This window comes from Pseudoalteromonas sp. B160, from assembly GCF_037162485.1.
Classification (GTDB): Bacteria; Pseudomonadota; Gammaproteobacteria; order Enterobacterales; family Alteromonadaceae; genus Pseudoalteromonas; species Pseudoalteromonas rhizosphaerae.
In genome coordinates this window covers 2,701,946-2,720,442 of record NZ_JARLUX010000001.1, presented here as the reverse complement: position 1 = coordinate 2,720,442, position 18,497 = coordinate 2,701,946, and the positions used below count along the sequence as shown (strand labels likewise).

The window sequence follows — 18,497 nt, the reverse complement described above, 5'->3', positions numbered from 1 at the left end:
TCATTTATGTCCATACTAGAATGATCTTTAATTTATTGTTGCGTTATGGTGCGCTGAATATTGACCTTGCCAATAAGGCAATTCAACGCCACAATCGAGATATATAAAAAAGCAAGGTTTATCACTTTTACTTTAGGGCATATTTTTTGCTTAATCTTTTTAGCTTGGGCTTTTTTGATTAATAAACTAAAGTAATGAGCCATTTATTTGGCAATCTCATAATAATAAAAATTAAAGATGGTAACTCATTACACCGCACATGCTGCAAACCAGCAACCAAGTGAGTGTGTAAATACATGTGCAGTATACCAACTTTTTAGAATAGACGGTGATGGTTTTATAAATGACTGAAGACACTCTGCTTAAATATGAAAGTTTAGTTGATGAGCTTAAATCATATTTAGGTAATGCCAAATTTGACACGATCTTTAAATCGAAGACAGCGGGTTTAACAAAACCTGAGCAGTTCTTGATCAAGATGGAAATGTCGCGCTTGTCGCAACCTATCGCCCGTTTTATTGATTTACGCGGCCAAGTAACAGGCCAAGTTAAACCTTATGAGTATGAAGGCAAACAACACTTTATGGATGAAACCGCTATTGCGGTATTTGAACAAGCCATAGAACGCCATGGTGGTTATACCCTTGCTGTTTACGAAGCTGTAATGAACACCGATAATAACCATCGTGTAATGCAAAAAAAAGCCGCTGAACAAGCTAAGCAACCTGAGTTACAGAATGAACAAAAATTAGATTGCCAGGTTATTAAATTTGCCTCTTATGAAAGTCGCCGTGAAGAACGGATGAACTATTCAATCAAAATCACTGTAGAACTCAACAAAGACAACACCATTGCAGCAACCACCTCAGATATATCTTTAAGTGGCGCAAAAATAAAGCTCTCACCGCGCTATCAAGTCAAAAAAGGGCAGTTATTAGGACTGCGTTTAGTCGGTCTTGAGCAAGATTTTGAATTAGGTTTAAAAAACGGCATTCAATATGAAGTTGTTGCAGTTGAGAAAATCTCTGCGGAATTTAATCATATTCGCTTAAAACGTACTTTTATAGAAAATAACGCAAAATTTGATGAGTTTTTAGAAAGCTTTATTCACGGCAATAAGCGTCGCTATAAAGTAAATTTAGATAATACTTTAGATGCCGTCGTCTCAAAAGGCTATGAGCAGTACTATATTCCCTGAGTGACTTCGTTATTTACTTTTTTTAGTTTGCAAAACGATAAACTCTACCCAAGTTTAGTGCTGACCACTGAAAACAATATTTTTATTCAGCGTTATTTTTGCGATGAGCGAAAGCTGTCATGTTTATACACTATTTTAAATCAGCAACGTTTAAGTCAGTTACTAAGTAACCCAGCCCCAGTTAAAGAAGAGTATTTATACACCTTTACGCACGTGGTTGCTGGAAAAGTATATTATTACTCAGCAACACGCACGGAGTTGACTGCAGAGCCGCAATTAAGCGCATTATTTTTTGGTTTTGGTAGCCAAAAAGAAAGCTGGCAATGTTTTAAAGTACAGTTAATGCCAAGCCATCCAGAAGATTCATTTATTCCATTAAGCTTACCAAATACCGCTGGCAAAGATATTGAAAAATTAAACAAGCCACCAACGCCTCGCGTACAAGGAATGATCAAAGACGTAAAATATCTAGTGATTTTAACAGCAGTCGGAACAGACGTTGAACGAGCGCATTATCAAAGTTTTAGTTACGATAAAAGTATAGTTAATCAGCTCAAGCACTTTGGCCATGGCAAACATAAAACCCCACCAAAGCTTGAAACCGTGGATTTAGAGTATGTAAACCTACGCTCTCACAAACGCTATTTGTATAAAACCGATGTAGTATTAACAACTCAGGATGAGCAAACACATACCGCTCATAGTCGTGATTTCTCGGTGATGGGGTTGCAAATTGAGTGTGACCAACCGGTTACTTTTCAAAAAGGTGAAGTTGTTGAATTAAGCTTACCTGAGCTGCAAAAAATAACCAAAAAGCACACGCTGAGTAAATTAAAGTACGAAGTGATGGCGGTCAGTAAATCGTTCACCACTATCAACTTAAAAGCCTTACGTATTGTTGATAACCCACACGAAGGGGTGAAATTTTTACGCAGTTAATTGAAAATAATAAAGATAAACTAAAAGTATCTGAAGAAGCGCCAAAGGTGCCAGGATTATCGACAGCGCTGCGAAATATGGTAACTAAAAGTGTCTGCCAATTTCCGTTTTATTTACATAAAGAAGCTGCACATTTTAAAACAGGAGCAATTGGTCAAGGCTTGTACCCGAGCCCATTGCATATTATTTTGCAAAACTATGGCTTGCTTAATAATACCACCAGCATTGATGCTTTTTTATCGCCAGAGCAGCTCAATGGCGTGATCACACCGCTTATAAAAGATCGCAGTCGTCAAGATCCTCCTCTACCTTTCACTTTATTTATTCGTTTTGATCCTAAAAAACCGACCATTAAAGACGCTATAAAAAGCAAGTGCAGTGCAGGCGAGGATTATGCCCCACAGTTACTCTTTTTAAAGAAAGGTCTCAAATCTGAGTTGATCTTTATAATGCGTATTTATATTTCACGCACTGGCCGCCCTGATACAGATTACTTATCTAACGAGTTAAAATACGTAAGCCAATATGCATTGCACAAAGCAAAAGATCTTGAAGAGGCACTGTGGGCAGTAACAGGTGTTGGTGACATGGTTGATGTAACAGATGAAACGCTTAGTCATTTGGACTTTACCGCAGAGCTGGTAGACCAAATGAATAAGCGCAAGCAGACTTGGCTTAAACGGCTAACTTAACTCCGTTACTTAATAACAGGAATAGTTAATAAATATAACAGTTGTAATAGCGAGCCTTGGCAAATTGCAGCTTGGGCTTGTTCAACAACTTTAGGTTTACCGTGTACGGCAACACCGAGTCCTGCCGCAGCCATCATGGTCAAATCATTCGCACCATCACCAATCGCCACTGTTTGTTGCGTAGGTAAATTTAATCGTTGCTGTAATTGGCTCAACACCACGGCTTTTTGCTGCGCATCAACAATCATGCCTAGCACTTTACCTGTTAACTTATTATCTTTAAATTCCAAAACATTGGCATGTACTTCGTCTAGTTCAAGCAGTTTTTGCACTTGTTCAGCAAATGGCACAAAGCCACCTGAGGCAATGGCTAAATACCAATTATGCTGCTTTAGCACTTGGCATAGCACTTTGATCCCTGGCATTAATGGTAAACTATTTTTTAGTTCATCAATTAAGCTTTGCTCAATACCCGCAAGTTTAGCGACTCGTTGATGTAAGCTTTCACTAAAATCTAACTTACCAGCCATCGCTTGTGCGGTTACCGCTGCGACATCATCATATACATCAGCAAGCCTTGCGATTTCGTCAATACATTCAATCGTAATGGCGGTTGAGTCCATATCCATTACTAATAAACCGAGCTTAGTTAAAATCGGTGGCTTACTAACTTGTACAAGTTGAAATCCCAATGGATGGGCAAATTCATTCAGTACCAAAGGATTAATGCTTGGACTTAGTGTCTCGCTGTAAAAACACAGTGCGGGGCTTAAGTTTGGCTCTGGTTGATAACGACAAAATGCACTGACAATAAACTGCTGCTGAGCTAAAAAGTTAATTATATTAGCTAGTTGTTGGCCGCTAAAGTCCCCTGCAAAAGCAATACTAAACATTCCTTGCGGATCAGTTGGTAAGCTTGTTGGTACTAATAAAGCATCTTGATAGTGATACCACATACCTAACGACAACTGTGCCGATAACTGCTCTGATGAAAGGCTCGCAAAGCGCTCCAATGTCATGATAACTCCAAAAATGATACTAATGTCTCCCCTGTAAAATAACAATTATACCAATCGGGTTAGGTTATTGGTCATTTATAGCGACGGATAAATAGAGTGATAACAAGGCATAAATTTTATATGTAGTTGTTCTACATAAAAAACTTATAACGCCGTTAGCGCTTTATTTAGCACGCTAGAAAGACTAAATATTTAAGTCGATTGGTATTAATTCGCCATAAAGGGGGATTTAAGGTTATAGTTACGCTTAGTTGTAACATCAAAAACAAAAGCTGTCAGCAGCGTAAACGGTGACTATGAAAAATAACCATCTTAAAAACCCTATTTCAGCATCTCTTAGGCAACGCCTAGTGCGATTAAGTATTGCTGCGGCATGCTTTGTATTGCTGACTTGGGTTGCTGTTAATGGTAGTTTTCAAAGCCACCAGTTGCTTTATGATAGTGCCGACAGCACAGCAAAAAGCTTAACTCGTTTTATGGCTCTCAATGCCAAAACGCCGCTACTTGAAAAAAACAAACCTGAATTAACAGCCTTATGTAACAGCATAAGCAAAGATGAGTTTGTACTGGCTGCAACGATTTATGATCAGCAAGGCATACTTATCGCCAGTAGTGATAATTGGCAAGCTCACCATATTTTAGGTAAGCTGCCCAACTCCACTCCAGGTATTAGTAAACTTAAAACCCCGTTTGTTGAACCGATAATCAGTGATGACGATCGCCCACTAGGATTTGTTGCAATAACTTACTTGACCCGCTCAGCAGTAGCAACCAGTCATAGCAGCTTTCATGACTTAGGCCGCCAAGTATTACTAATGCTAGTGATAACCTGCATTTTTACTTGGCAATTAGGCCGTGGTTTAAAGCGCTGGCAAGTAAATCGTTATATCCGAAAAAGTTCTGAGCACGAATCATAAAGCTGCTTTTGAAAACCAGCCTTATAAGGTGTTGTGATCTGCTTTAATTGACATAACTGCTCAAACACTAGGGGTAACTGTAACGGCGTGTTTATTTGCCCTTGAAAGCCCGCTAACGGCATTGCAGGTGCATCTGTTTCAAGTAGTAAGTGTTCAGGTGCTATGTGAGCAACAACGGAACGTGTTTTTTGTGCTCGCTGATAAGTGATCACCCCGCCCACCCCGAGTTTAAAACCCTGTTTAATATAATACTGTGCTTGTTGTAATGAGCCTGAAAAAGCATGTATAACACCACCATATTTTGGCTTACAGCGCTTAAATGACTGTGCAATAAGGTCATGGCTTTGTCGATGATGCACAATCAATGGCAATTCAAGCTGATTAGCAAGATCGATATGGTGCTCAAATATCTGAGTTTGCAAAACAATATCGTCAATACTGCGGTCAATACCACACTCGCCAATAGCGACCAATTGCTGGCGATGTTGCACAGCAAACTCAGTCAGTTTGGCTAAATGACTGTGGTGATATTCTGCTAAAAAGTAAGGATGTAAACCTGCACCGATGCGCACTGCAGAATGCTGTTTAGCAAAAGCGCATAAAGAAAGAGATTGTGCCAAAGTGATCCCTGGCACGATCAATTTTTCGATCCCCAGCTGCTGACATTGCTGAATTAGCTTGGTGCGGGTGGCATCAAATTCAGTAAAATCTAAATGGCAGTGGGAATCAATAAACGCCATAATAAACTATGGGTTTAAACGTGTAATTTGCCAGCTGTTATCAGCTTGACGCTGATATATAAAACGGTCATGCAGGCGGTGTGCACCACCTTGCCAAAACTCAATTTTTGTTGGCACAACACAGTATCCCCCCAAAAATCTGGCAATGGTATTTCGCCTTTAGCAAACTTGGTTTTCATATTAGCAAAAGTTTCCATCAACACTTTACGCGATGATACAGGACGGCTTTGCTTTGAAGCCCATGCAGCTAACTGGCTTTCTTTGGGACGTGACAAAAAGTACTTGGCAACCGCTGAAGTTGGCAGTGGTTGTGCTTCACCATAAACAATCACTTGGCGCTCCATATGGTGCCACGGAAAATGCAAAGAGATTTTATTATTGCCTTTAAGCTCTTGTGCTTTACGCGAGCCGGTATTGGTAAAAAACACAAACCCGTTATCATCAAGATGCTTTAACAACACAATACGTTGCGAAGGCTGACCGGTTTCATCAACCGTTGCCACCACCATCGCCGTTGGATCTGGCAGCTTACTAGCTACCGCATGCTCAAGCCAGGTTTCAAATTGCTTGAATGGATCATCAAGTAAATTCTCTTCGCTCAGAGCATCTTGCAAATACTCACGACGGATATCTTCAAGTTTCATAAAATTCCCTCTAGGTTCTAGGTTCTAGGTTCTAGGTTCTAGGTTCTAGGTTCTAGGTTCTAGGTTCTAGGTTCTAGGTTCTAGGTTCTAGGTTCTAGGTTCTAGGTTCTAGGTTCTAGGTTCTAGGTTCTAGGTTCTTCAAAAATTTATAAACAACTATCTGTGTGTCAAACTATTCTTAGAACCTAGGGCCTATTTCTTCCTAGTACCTTGTCACTTTTGTATGTGACTTAGGCTAAATAAACTCATTAACGCAGCTAAAGCGAACTACACGCAGCAGACGTTCACCTAAGTAGTTTAGTCTAAGATAAGGCGGACACTCGACTTATCCCTATGAGCATACGTATTTGTATGTGATTAGGGTCAGTAACTAAGTGCCAAACTACACATCTGCAAGTGTAGGAGCGCTAGCAAGGCAGTGAGTTTATTTATGCCAAGGAGCATACGTATTTTGTATGTGACTTAGGCTAAATAAACTCATTAACGCAGCTAAAGCGAACTACACGCAGCAGATTACATTTGCTCCATGACTTCGATGCCTAGTAGATCTAAGCCTGTGCGCAGCGTATCCGCTACCAAATTACACAGCACTAAACGGCTATCGCGTACACTTGGCTCTACGCCTTCTTTAAGTACTGGGCAAGCTTCGTAGAAGGTCATGTATAGGCTGGCAAGCTCGTATAAGTAACTACATAATACGTGTGGTGTTGCCTCACTGATCATTTGATCAAGTACTTCTTCTAATTGCAGTAGTTTAAGCGCAAGGGTTTTTTCTTGCGGCTCAACAATAGCGACATCTGCGTTTAAACTTGCTGCGTCTACGCCTGATTTACGGAAAATACTGCGTACACGAGTATAAGCATATTGTAAGTAAGGTGCTGTTGCCCCTTCAAAGCTAAGCATACTGTCCCAGTTGAAAATGTAATCACTGGTACGGTGCTTAGAAAGGTCAGCATATTTAACTGCGCCAATACCTACTTTACGGGCAATTTCACTGCGCTCTTCATCAGTTAAGTCAGACTCACGCTCAGCAAGCTTAGCAGCAGCTCGAGTGATTGACTCTTCAAGTAAATCAGCAAGTTTTACCGTGCCACCTGTACGCGTTTTAAATGGTTTGCCGTCTTCACCCATCATGGTGCCAAATGGGCAAAATTCGTAGCTAGTCTCATCGCGTAGTAAACCGGCTTTACGTGCAGTAAGCTCTACTTGATTGAAGTGTAGGCTTTGACGCGCATCAACAAAAATTAAAATGCGGGCTGCGCCTAACTTGTTTGAACGGTAATCACAGGCGGCTAAATCGGTGGTTGCGTATAAGAAACCGCCACCTGATTTTTGCACGATAAACACTGATGGCTCACCATCTTTATTTGCCAGCTCATCTAAAAAAACCACCTGTGCGCCTTGTGACTCAACGGCAATATTCTTATCTTGTAATAACTTAATGATATTGTTCAGTTCACTGTTATAAGCACTTTCAGCCATGATGTCGTCTGGTGTAAGCGTTACATTTAAGCGTTTGTATACTTCTTCAGAATGCTTTACCGAGGTTGCGATAAACAACTTCCATAGTTTTTCACAATGCGCGTCGCCACCTTGTAGTTTTACTACGTAATCACGCGCTTTATCTGCAAAACCTTCTTCATCATCAAAACGCTTTTTAGCGTCGCGGTAGAAGGTTTCTAGATCAGCAAGTGCCACAGAATCTAAATCAACACCTTGGCTGATTTGATCTTCCAGATGCGCAATCAGCATACCAAATTGCGTGCCCCAATCGCCCATATGGTTTTGACGAATAACCGTGTCGCCACGAAACTCCAGTGCGCGTACTACTGCATCGCCAATGATCGTTGAACGTAAATGCCCAACGTGCATTTCTTTAGCAAGATTAGGTGATGAGTAATCAACCACTACTTTTTGCGGTTGTGCATGCTCAGCAACAGCCAGCTTTGCATCTTGGTTTGCCGCTTTTAAGCTTTGCGCTAAAAACTCAGGTTTTAGGTGAATATTGATAAAACCAGGGCCGGCAATTTCTGTTTTATCTGCGATATCACTTACATCTAAGTGATCAATAATTTGTTGTGCAAGCTCTCGCGGGTTGCTTTTCATTTTTTAGCAGCGCCCATTGCACCATTAATTTGGTAGTCACCAAATTGTGGGCGGGTACTCTGTGTTACCGCAGGGTTAGTATCTGCTGGTAAGCCAGCGCCAGTCATGGCTGCGATGGCTCTTTCAATTAGTAGGGTACGAATATTCATGTAATTTATTACCTTTACCAGCCCGCGTTAGCGGGCTTTAAATTAAAATTTGAGTCTAATTTTCACGCGTGTGGTTAAATGTCACTTCTGGATAGCGCTCAATTGATAAGTTAAGATTTACACGACTCGGCGCTATGTAAGTTAAGTTATCGCCGCCATCAAGCGCTAAGTTGCTTTCGCACTTACGTTTAAAATCTTCAAACTTTTTAACGTCAGTCGAACTTACCCAACGTGCGGTATTTACATTTACGCTTTCGTATAAAGCATCTACGTTATATTCTGCTTTCAAACGCGCTACAACCACATCAAACTGCAATATACCAACCGCGCCTACAATTAAGTCGTTATTAATAAGCGGTCTAAATACTTGTACTGCCCCTTCTTCAGATAGCTGCACCAAACCTTTTAATAATTGCTTTTGCTTAAGTGGATCACGCAGACGAATGCGGCGGAATAATTCCGGCGCAAAGTTTGGAATACCAGTAAATTTAAGCTTTTCACCTTGTGTGAAGGTATCACCTATCTGGATCGTACCGTGGTTATGTAAACCAATAATATCACCTGCAAAAGCATCACCTGCACGCTCACGATCACCCGCCATAAAGGTTACCGCATCAGAAATACTGACTTGTTTACCTATACGCACATGGTTCATTTTCATGCCTTGGCTGTATTTACCCGACACAATACGCATAAACGCAATACGGTCACGGTGCTTAGGGTCCATATTCGCTTGAATTTTAAATACGAAGCCAGTGAAGTTCTCTTCTGTTGCAACAACAGTACGGTCTTCTGTTTCACGCGGTAATGGCGTTGGTGCCCACTCAGTTAGGCCATCAAGCACATGATCAACACCAAAGTTACCAAGCGCAGTACCAAAGTACACTGGTGATAACTCACCCGCTAAAAATAGCTCTAAATCAAATTCGTGCGATGCACCAATAACAAGTTCTAACTCTTCACGCAGTTGCCCAGCAAGCTCATCGCCGATCGCTGCATCAAGCTCAGGATTATCAAGCCCTTTAATGCTGCGTACTTCTTGAATAGTATGACCTTGGCCGGTTTTGTATAACAAGGTCTCTCCGCGGTGAATATGATAAACACCTTTAAACTCTTTACCACAGCCAATTGGCCATGTGATCGGTGCACAAGCTATATTTAGCTCTGTTTCAACTTCGTCTAACAACTCCATCGGATCACGAATATCGCGGTCACATTTATTCATAAATGTGACAATTGGCGTGGTACGTAAGCGCGTTACTTCCATTAATTTACGAGTACGATCTTCAACACCTTTAGCCGCATCGATCACCATCAAACATGAATCGACCGCAGTTAAGGTACGATAAGTATCTTCAGAGAAGTCTTCATGTCCTGGGGTATCAAGTAAGTTTACTAGCGCTTTATTGTATGGGAATTGCATAACAGAGGTCGTGACCGAGATACCACGCTCTTTTTCCATTTCCATCCAGTCAGACTTGGCATGTTGATTAGAGCCACGGCCTTTAACGGTACCCGCTTTTTGAATAGCTTGTCCGAACAACAGTACTTTTTCGGTGATGGTAGTTTTACCAGCATCCGGATGCGAGATGATCGCGAACGTGCGTCGCGTATTGATTTCGTTTAATAAATTAGACATGTAAGCCGCTTTAAGTCATAACAAGGCGCAACCAAAAACAAACCTAAGCACAGGTCTTCGCTACGCACTGTAAATATAAAATAGAATTAGTCACATTATACCTTGTTTGTCTTAGCCAAAAAAGCAACGATTGCAAGTAATTAGCCGATAACTTGGTTTAAAATCAGCTCAACCCGTTTGCTGCAGCGAACGCACTAAACTTGTGTAATTTTACGCTAACGCATACTATTGATAGATTACATGGAGGATATTTTGTTTGGGTATGAGAACAAGTAAGTTAAGTATAAGATTATTATGGTATATCACGCCTTTGGTGATTTTACCGTTATTGTTTTTAGGTGGCTTTACTCTCACCAACGTTACCAGCTCCACACAAAAACAAGCCGAGCTCATTGTTAGCCGTTTTGTTGAACAGCAACAACAAAAAATGTTCAATTACATCGATTCATTCCACTCTACTACAAAGTTACTCTCGGCCTCCCCTGTACTAAGTGACTTTTTAGCAGATGACTTACGCGATAACGGCAATTACACCCGTCGTCTAGGCGCACTAATGGATGTATTTGCAAGCTATTCAGAAGCTTACCCCGATATTGTTAGCGTAAATTTAGTCTCTCCGGATGGTCAAAGCGACGCCTATTACTCCAGTAATTTAAATACCGCACCAACCAGCTATCCATTTTTCTCACAAGTTTTACAAAGTAACTTACGCCAACAACAGTTTATGGTGCAAAAACAAGATGGCACTACCAGCTTGTATTTTATTCAACGTATTTACAGTGCTGATTACTACCTTAAACGCCCGCAACAACTAGGGTTTATTGTGTTGCATGTTGAGCCATCGATTTTAAATACCAGCATTTTAGAAGCGCCCTATAACAATACCTTAAATTTATTACTGACCAGCAATGGCAAAATATTATTTAGCTCAGACTACAATAAGCGCGGTCAATATATTAGCGAATATGAGCTGCAACAAATTCACGACTTAGCCGATCTAGGTAAGCTCTCAACCATAGAGTTATCGAGTATTGATAAAGTTGAACGGATGATTTACGCCATCCAAATGAGCGGCGGTTATTATTATGTCTCGACCATCCCCAAAGCCTTGCTTTATCAATCCGGCAAAGCGATCAGTTTGATCACCGCCTTGATCGTGATTATTTCAGTGATCACCCTACCGATGCTGATTTTTATTGTGGTACGTAATTTACTACTAAACCCAATTGAGTTACTTGGGGCAGCCAGCCATCGAGTAGGTGACGGCGATTTGTCGGTATATTTGCCTGCCCATAATAATGATGAGGTGGGGGTATTATTTAATGATTTTAATCACATGGTGAACCAAATTCGTCATTATCAAGACGAACTTGAAGAATATAAACATCACCTAGAAGATAAAGTCGAAAGCCGTACCAAGGCACTTGAAACCATGAATAGTCAACTCGAGGTAGCCATTGCCCAAGCGGAACAAGCGAACCAATTAAAAAGCCGCTTTTTAGCCAATATGAGTCATGAGATACGTACACCACTAACCGCTATCATGGGCTTTACTGAGCAGCTATTACACAGCCAAAATACAACCGGCGACGCTTGGCACCTAAATACTATATTACGTAACTCTAAACACTTACTTGAACTCATCAATAATATTTTAGACTTGTCGAAAATCGAAGCCGAAAAATTAGCTGTTGAAAAAGAACCGCTAGATATTGTGCAGTTAGTTCATGATATTGATTCGATTATTCGTCCTTTATCACAAGAGAAAAACTTAACTGCAATATCAATTTTCACTTACCATTACCGCGTATAATTAATAGTGATAGCACTCGTTTAAAGCAAATTCTCATTAATATTGCCAGCAATGCAGTGAAGTTTACCGAGCAAGGTTTAATTGAATTAGATATTACCTATAACAGTGATTTACAACTCATAGAATTTGCCATTAAAGATAGCGGTATTGGCATGTCAGAGCGAGAAGTTGAACGGGTATTCAAACCTTTTGAACAAGCTGATACAACAACAACACGACGCTTTGGCGGCACTGGCTTAGGCTTATGTATTTCTAAAAATTTAGCACAATTGCTCGGTGGTGATGTTTATGTAACAAGCACGCCAGGCCAAGGAAGCTGTTTCTGCGTGCAAATTGCCTGTAACTTACCTGCTGATAAACAACAAACGGTGCCAATGCTGACTGAGTTAAGCCAATTAACTCCCGCTAAGGACTTACAGCTTTCATTCGCAGAAAATAGCTTTGATGCCAATATATTAGTCGCCGAGGATAACCCTGACAACCAAGTACTAATCAAGTTATTACTGCAAACATGGGGGCTTGAGCCTGATATAGCCAACAATGGTGCAGAAGCTGTTGAAATGGCGCTGGTGAATGACTATCAATTAATCATTATGGACATGCAAATGCCGGTAATGGGCGGCTTAGAAGCCACACAAATGCTCCGCCATGCAGCCTACGATGGGCCGATCATTGCACTTACCGCGAATGTAATGAAAGATGACGTAAACACCTATTTGCAAGCCGGTTGCGACGAAGCACTGGCTAAGCCTATCGATAAAGATGCCTTAGAAAGTGTGCTTGTTAGCTATTTAAATATTGAAAAAGACAGCCAAAATAAATGGGATAGCTTGCTAAACAGCGAAAAATTTCAACAGATCAACGACAACTATCGCTTAAAACTGCCAGGTTATTTAACCGACGTTACGCAGCTATACAATAATGGTGAGTGGGAGCAGCTCAGAGCACTGGCCCATAGTTTAAAAGGCAGTGCTGGTTGTTTTGGTTTTAGTAATATTCACCATGCGGCGGCCACACTTGAAGATAATTTACGTGGCCGTGATCACAACCGCCGTGATTATTTGGCACTGAGCTTAATTGAAGCGATAAAATATACCTTGCAACAAGAACAGTCATTAACCAAAAAGTAATGTCATTCCCATTAAGATAGCATCTTCATGGCCATTTTTTGATGGGTCACTACTTGGGTAGTAATTTTTACGTACCGACATTTCACTAAAGCCTGCCTGCTCATATAAGGCGATGGCACGAGTATTGGTTTCACGTACTTCTAAAAATAAGTTTTCAGCGTGATGCTTTTCGCCGTATTCAATAAACGCTGCAAGCAATTGTTTGGCAATCCCCAGCCCCTGAAAATCAGGTGCCACGCAGATATCCATTAAAGTAAAATCAGGCCCTGCTTTTTCACCGATATAAAAACCAATAATTTGCTGCTCATTAAACGCAGCTAAATTAAAGTAACGCCCAGCGAGACATGATTGCATAGTGTTTACTGTCCACGGATGAGTGTGACACGCGTTCTCAACACGCATCAGCGCATCAATGGATAATTCATTAACAGATTCAAAGGTTATCAAGGTGTGTGCTCATCAGCGCCCATAGCGCGCGTTTATTATCAGCATTAAGCTGCTGGGTTGGTAAGCTCAATTGACCATCATGCCATGCAAGCTTATCGCTTTGCACTACTTGGCTAATTTTTAATGGGGCAATAGCGCGATTTAAATCAGCCAATAGCGTTGTACTTAGCTCTATATTTACCTGCGGCGCTGCACTTGGTGCATCAGAACGTTGTTCAGCGACTGGCTGTAATCGGAAATGCTGATTTAGTTCGAGGTTTTCTATACCAAAAATAGCTGCGTATCGTGGATGCATAAAAACTCAGTAGATTTAAACACTGGAACAATATAAGAAGTAATCAAGGCTATGTAAAGAAGAAGTGGCAGGGGCGGAGAGACTCGAACTCCCAACCATCGGTTTTGGAGACCGCTGTTCTACCAATTGGAACTACGCCCCTGCAATGACGACGAATTATAGAGAAGTTTCGCTAAAGGTAAAGAAAAAAATCACTCTTTTAGTTTAACTGCTTTTTAAATAAACAAAACGGCGAATTAGCCAACTAATTCGCCGTTTTTATAATTACTTACCTAAACTAGGATAAGCCTTCATATATATCCATGCTCAGCATTTTTTACTTTTTGCTACTCGCAGACGTTTTAGTTCAGCTTTGGCCCAGACTGAGGATTCGGCCATATCACAACGAAGCCCATGCTTCTTTTCAGTAGTAAGCGCGGTTAAGTTCAATTCTATTCACTTTTTATACTCAACTTGTTGTCCATTTTTAAAGCGTATCAAAACATGAGCGACCAGCTACATATCAAGTCATACTAAGTGATGCAGACTCTTGTTGTTAAAACTCATAACTCGCTTTTGCCTAAAAGTTATTTAACGCTCGTCGATATAAAAATATCCTTACTATTCTTTTCTTATTGTTTTTTAAACGAAACTTTGTTGTTTATGCATGTACATAAAACCTTTCAGGTTGCTTAATAGCATCGGCAGTACGATCAATGCGAAGGCAATGTTAGATAAAGGGACGGCTAACCAAACACCATCGATACCTAGGTATTTCGGCAAGATGAATAGGAAAGGAAACTGTATCAACATATTGCCGACGGAAACAAACAGGGCTTGTCCGCTTTTACCAACGGCGACGAAGTAGATGGACGCCATGAATAAGAAGCCATCTAAAAACAATGCCATTAAGTGTAAACGAATACCGTTTTTGCTTGCTTCAAGTAATGCATCATTGCCTGTGGTAAAGATGCTGATAAAGATTTCTGGAAAAATGTTAAACAGTATTACCAAAGCTATACCGGACCCAACGGTAACAGAAAAAGCCAGTTTTACGGTTTCGCTAATGCGTTTGTATTGCTTGGCGCCTAAGTAGTAACTCACTGGTGGCTGCAAGCCGCTGACTAAGCCTTCAGCGAAGAAGTAATAACAGCTCGCTAAGTAGCCAACAATCGCGAATGCGGCTAACTGCGTGGTGTCTCCGTAGGCCATAAATTGCATGTTATGGAACGCCATGACGAAGCTGAAGTAGATAAACATCACTAAGTTTGACGACCCTAATTGCACGATACGAGCGGCGATGGTCTTATCAAGTTGTTTGACCGATAGCTTGGTTTTAGCTTTTGACGACGTAAAGTAACGTAAACACAATATACAAGTGGTTAATTGAGCAATTAAGGTAGCAATAGCTGCACCTTTTAATCCCATATCAAGATGGCCTAAGAAAACATAGTCCAAGACAATATTGGTCAAGGCACCAACAATGATGAAGACCGTCGCAAGGTTTGGGCTATCGTCATTTCTAACCAACATCGGCATGGCACTAGCACCAATCGAAATAAGCGCCCCAAACGACATGATCTGCACATAACCCCAACTCATCTCTAAGGTGACGCCGGTCGCGCCTTGAATATTGAGCAGGCTCTGACCAAAAACGATAAACACAACTGTGGCCAATAAGCCGATCAAAATAATCAAGAAAAGCGCTGTGATGAGTGTTGCTTGAGTGGCTACGAGGTTATTCTCGCCACGATATTTAGACAACACGCTGCCGCCTCCCATACCAACAAGCAAACCAAAGCCCATGATTAAACCAAGCAATGGAATTGCCATGTTGATACCTGCAAGTCCGTTTGCCCCAACATAGTGACCAACGAAGAAACCATCAATGATCTGATATAGACCACTGACTAACATAGCGACGATGGAAGGAATGGCAAAACGCCAAAACGTGCCTGCGACGGATTGTGACGGTTGAACTTGTGGGGCAGCTTGCATCTTAAATATCCAGAAGGTAATAATGCGGGCATAATATATTTAATTGAGATATAAGAAAGTCAGTTACCATCCGCTTAAAGGATGGATTAAAAAACTTAACTAGCCGCTAAATGGCCGTTTAGGAGATAGGAATGAATTGGACATTGGATCAATTACTGGCTTTTGTTACCGCCGCTGAGCAGGGTTCTTTTTCTGCAGCAGCAAGGCAATTACAAAAGGCACAATCACGAATTAGTAGCGCCATAGCCAATTTAGAATTGGATTTAGGGTTTGAGTTATTTGATCGCAGCTCTAAATACCCCGTATTAACGCCTCTGGGGAAAGAGATGCTTCCCGAAGCTCGAGCCGTGCTTAACCAATGCCTTCGATTAGATTCAAGAGCACTTACAGCTGCGAACAAAGAGCCCATTTCGTTACGAATCGCCCTGGATGAAGCCTTACCACTGGAAACCATCCATTCTATTTTTTCTCAAGTAGGCGATTTGTTTCCTAACACTCATTTGGTTATTACCAATGGCTCACAAGACGACATTGCCAATGCCATTGCTAATCAAAAGGCCGACATTGGTTTTATGATTAGCAACAGTGCTTTGCCACCCAAGTTAACCTTACAGTCTTTAGGATATTTTAGAAAAATCCTGATTGTCGGTAACAAGCACCCTCTTGCTAAAGAAGATGTATTGACCCTTGCGCAACTACAACAATATCGTCAGTTCGTACTCTGCAACCGCTCAGGAGAAAACCGCGAAAATGCCCTAAGCCCAGATCATTGGGATTTAGACAGTTATTATTTGATTTGTGAATTGGTAACGCAGAATCAAGGCTGGGCCATCGTGCCTGAGCATATCGCCAAGGCGCATTGGTTTTTTGAACAAATAAAAATAGCTCAAGCCGACTTCTTAACGGATCAATTAATTGAAATAGGCATAGTAAAACGACTCGATAGCCCAAGCAATAAATTAACAGATTGGATTACAGAGCAAATGCGCCACTTAATGAACAATCACGCTATATAAAATCTTCCTGCGCAATCGAAAGGCTCTGCTCTTATATTTTGACTTATAGAACAAAGTATCACAGCATTTTTTCAGTGATGTTCCGAACAAAAAAAGTCCGCAATTACGCGGACTTTAGTTTAATGCCTGTTAGTGCCAGACGTTTCAGGCCTAAAAATTATTCCCACTCGATTGTCGCAGGTGGTTTTCCTGAAATATCGTAAACAACGCGTGAGATACCGTCGATTTCATTAATGATGCGGTTTGAAACCAGACCTAAGAACTCATACGGTAAATGTGACCAACGTGCAGTCATAAAGTCGATAGTCTCAACACAACGAAGACTTACAACCCAATCATACTTACGTGCATCACCCATAACGCCTACAGACTTCACCGGTAAGAATACCGTGAATGCTTGGCTTACTTTATGGTAAAGCTCGGCTTTGTGTAGTTCTTCGATGAAGATCGCGTCAGCACGGCGTAATAAGTCACAGTACTCTTTTTTGATTTCGCCAAGTACACGCACACCTAGACCAGGCCCAGGGAACGGGTGACGATAAAGCATGTCGTACGGTAAACCGAGCTCTAAACCAATTTTACGTACTTCATCTTTAAATAATTCACGCAGTGGCTCAACTAAGCCCATTTCCATGTCATCTGGTAAGCCGCCCACATTATGGTGAGACTTGATCACATGCGCTTTACCAGTTGCAGACGCTGCTGACTCGATAACATCTGGATAGATAGTACCTTGACCTAACCATTTTGCATTTTTAAGCTTTTTAGATTCGCTATCAAATACCTTAATAAATGTATGGCCAATCGCTTTACGCTTGTCTTCTGGGTCTGATTTACCAGCAAGATCCGCTAAGAATAATTCTTCGGCATCCACTTTGATAATGTTTAGGCCAAACTTATTGCCAAACATATCCATTACTTGCTGACCTTCGTTTAAACGCAGTAAACCGTTATCAACAAATACACAGGTTAAACGGTCGCCAATCGCGCGGTGAATAAGCATAGCCACCACTGATGAATCAACACCACCAGATAAACCTAAGATTACTTCGTCATCACCCACAGTATCTTTAATGCGCTCTATGGCGTCATCAATGATTTTTGCAGCAGTCCACAGTTTTTCACAACCACAAATATCAATCGCAAAGCGTTCTAGTAAACGTTGGCCTTGATGAGTGTGGGTTACTTCTGGGTGGAATTGTACGCCGTAAAAACGTTTTTCTTCGTTAGACATTGCCGCATGTGGGCAAGTAGATGTTTTAGCAGTGGTTTTGAAAGTATCTGGAATTTCCATTACTTTATCACCATGGCTCATCCACACGTCTAAAATGCCATTGCCACCATCAGTAATATGATCTTCAATAGCGTCAAATAATGCACAGTTACCGACTTTTTCAACTTGCGCGTAACCAAACTCTTTCTTATCAGAGCTATGAACGCTACCGCCAAGCTGAGTAGCCATTGTTTGCATGCCGTAACAAATACCAAGTACAGGTACGCCTGCATTGAATACATACTCAGGGGCACGCGGGCTGTTTTCTAAGGTTGTTGACTCAGGGCCACCAGATAGAATGATACCTTGTGGATTGAACTCACGGATCTGCTCTTCCGTTACGTCCCATGCCCACAGTTCACAGTAAACACCAATTTCTCGCACACGGCGGGCGATCAATTGCGTGTATTGCGAACCAAAGTCTAAAATAAGAATTCGTGAATCGTGAATGTCTTTGCTCATTGAGGGTCTCGTTAGTCAAGAACTAGCACTCAGGTTACCTG

General features: G+C 41.2%; 9 protein-coding genes, 1 tRNA gene and 4 pseudogenes. 4 read left to right on the top strand and 10 right to left on the bottom strand.

Annotated features, from left to right (window positions below; translation table 11 throughout):
- Window positions 1–343: 343 nt before the first annotated feature.
- Window positions 344–2,829, top strand: a pseudogene (locus tag P4S61_RS12595) (PilZ domain-containing protein).
- 5 nt (window positions 2,830–2,834) lie between these two features.
- On the opposite strand, the gene serB reads toward P4S61_RS12595, so the two are convergent.
- On the bottom strand, window positions 2,835–3,848 hold the full coding sequence (gene serB, locus P4S61_RS12590) for a phosphoserine phosphatase SerB (RefSeq protein WP_337118354.1): 1,014 nt from the start codon (window positions 3,846–3,848) through the stop codon (window positions 2,835–2,837).
- A 296-nt stretch (window positions 3,849–4,144) separates the two neighbouring features.
- Here serB and P4S61_RS12585 point away from each other — a divergent pair, with 296 nt between their 5' ends.
- On the top strand, window positions 4,145–4,765 hold the full coding sequence (locus tag P4S61_RS12585; protein ID WP_145235511.1) for an AhpA/YtjB family protein: 621 nt from the start codon (window positions 4,145–4,147) through the stop codon (window positions 4,763–4,765).
- Here P4S61_RS12585 and P4S61_RS12580 read toward each other — a convergent pair.
- From P4S61_RS12580 to prfC, 4 genes and pseudogenes are all read right to left on the bottom strand, one after another.
- Window positions 4,732–5,505 (bottom strand): TatD family hydrolase, encoded by a 774-nt coding sequence (locus tag P4S61_RS12580; RefSeq protein WP_337118353.1) that lies wholly within the window; start codon window positions 5,503–5,505, stop codon window positions 4,732–4,734. The two genes, P4S61_RS12585 and P4S61_RS12580, sit on opposite strands and share 34 nt — an antisense overlap.
- A 6-nt stretch (window positions 5,506–5,511) precedes the next feature.
- Window positions 5,512–6,149, bottom strand: a pseudogene (gene pdxH, locus P4S61_RS12575) (pyridoxamine 5'-phosphate oxidase).
- A gap of 513 nt (window positions 6,150–6,662) precedes the next feature.
- Window positions 6,663–8,404 (bottom strand): annotated as a pseudogene (gene argS, locus P4S61_RS12570) (arginine--tRNA ligase).
- A 55-nt stretch (window positions 8,405–8,459) separates the two neighbouring features.
- Window positions 8,460–10,043: a peptide chain release factor 3 gene (prfC, locus tag P4S61_RS12565; RefSeq protein WP_145235504.1), complete on the bottom strand. Its 1,584-nt coding sequence runs from the start codon at window positions 10,041–10,043 to the stop codon at window positions 8,460–8,462.
- 262 nt (window positions 10,044–10,305) lie between these two features.
- On the opposite strand from prfC, the pseudogene P4S61_RS12560 reads away from it, so the two are divergent.
- Window positions 10,306–12,986: pseudogene (locus P4S61_RS12560) on the top strand (ATP-binding protein).
- Here the strand turns inward: P4S61_RS12560 and rimI are convergent.
- The 4 genes from rimI to P4S61_RS12540 all read right to left on the bottom strand — a co-directional run bounded on the left by rimI (window position 12,972) and on the right by P4S61_RS12540 (window position 15,705).
- On the bottom strand, window positions 12,972–13,433 hold the full coding sequence (gene rimI / locus P4S61_RS12555; RefSeq protein WP_337118352.1) for a ribosomal protein S18-alanine N-acetyltransferase: 462 nt from the start codon (window positions 13,431–13,433) through the stop codon (window positions 12,972–12,974). The pseudogene P4S61_RS12560 and the gene rimI sit on opposite strands and share 15 nt — an antisense overlap.
- Entirely contained in the window at window positions 13,420–13,728 is a 309-nt protein-coding gene (locus P4S61_RS12550) for a hypothetical protein (RefSeq protein WP_145235500.1), read from the bottom strand. The genes rimI and P4S61_RS12550 overlap by 14 nt, the downstream gene beginning before the upstream one ends.
- 65 nt (window positions 13,729–13,793) lie before the next feature.
- Window positions 13,794–13,870 (bottom strand) — tRNA-Trp (locus tag P4S61_RS12545).
- Between the two features lie 479 nt (window positions 13,871–14,349).
- Window positions 14,350–15,705 (bottom strand): MATE family efflux transporter, encoded by a 1,356-nt coding sequence (locus P4S61_RS12540; RefSeq protein WP_337118351.1) that lies wholly within the window; start codon window positions 15,703–15,705, stop codon window positions 14,350–14,352.
- A 131-nt stretch (window positions 15,706–15,836) separates the two neighbouring features.
- On the opposite strand from P4S61_RS12540, the gene P4S61_RS12535 reads away from it, so the two are divergent.
- Window positions 15,837–16,721 carry a LysR family transcriptional regulator gene (locus P4S61_RS12535; protein WP_337118350.1) on the top strand — a complete coding sequence of 295 codons (885 nt, stop codon included), beginning with the start codon at window positions 15,837–15,839 and terminating at the stop codon, window positions 16,719–16,721.
- Window positions 16,722–16,878: 157 nt separating this feature from the next.
- Here the strand turns inward: P4S61_RS12535 and guaA are convergent, their stop codons facing one another.
- The gene (gene guaA, locus P4S61_RS12530) at window positions 16,879–18,456 is read right to left on the bottom strand and encodes a glutamine-hydrolyzing GMP synthase (protein ID WP_182739811.1); all 1,578 of its coding nucleotides are present in this window, start codon (window positions 18,454–18,456) and stop codon (window positions 16,879–16,881) included.
- Window positions 18,457–18,497 lie beyond the last annotated feature (41 nt).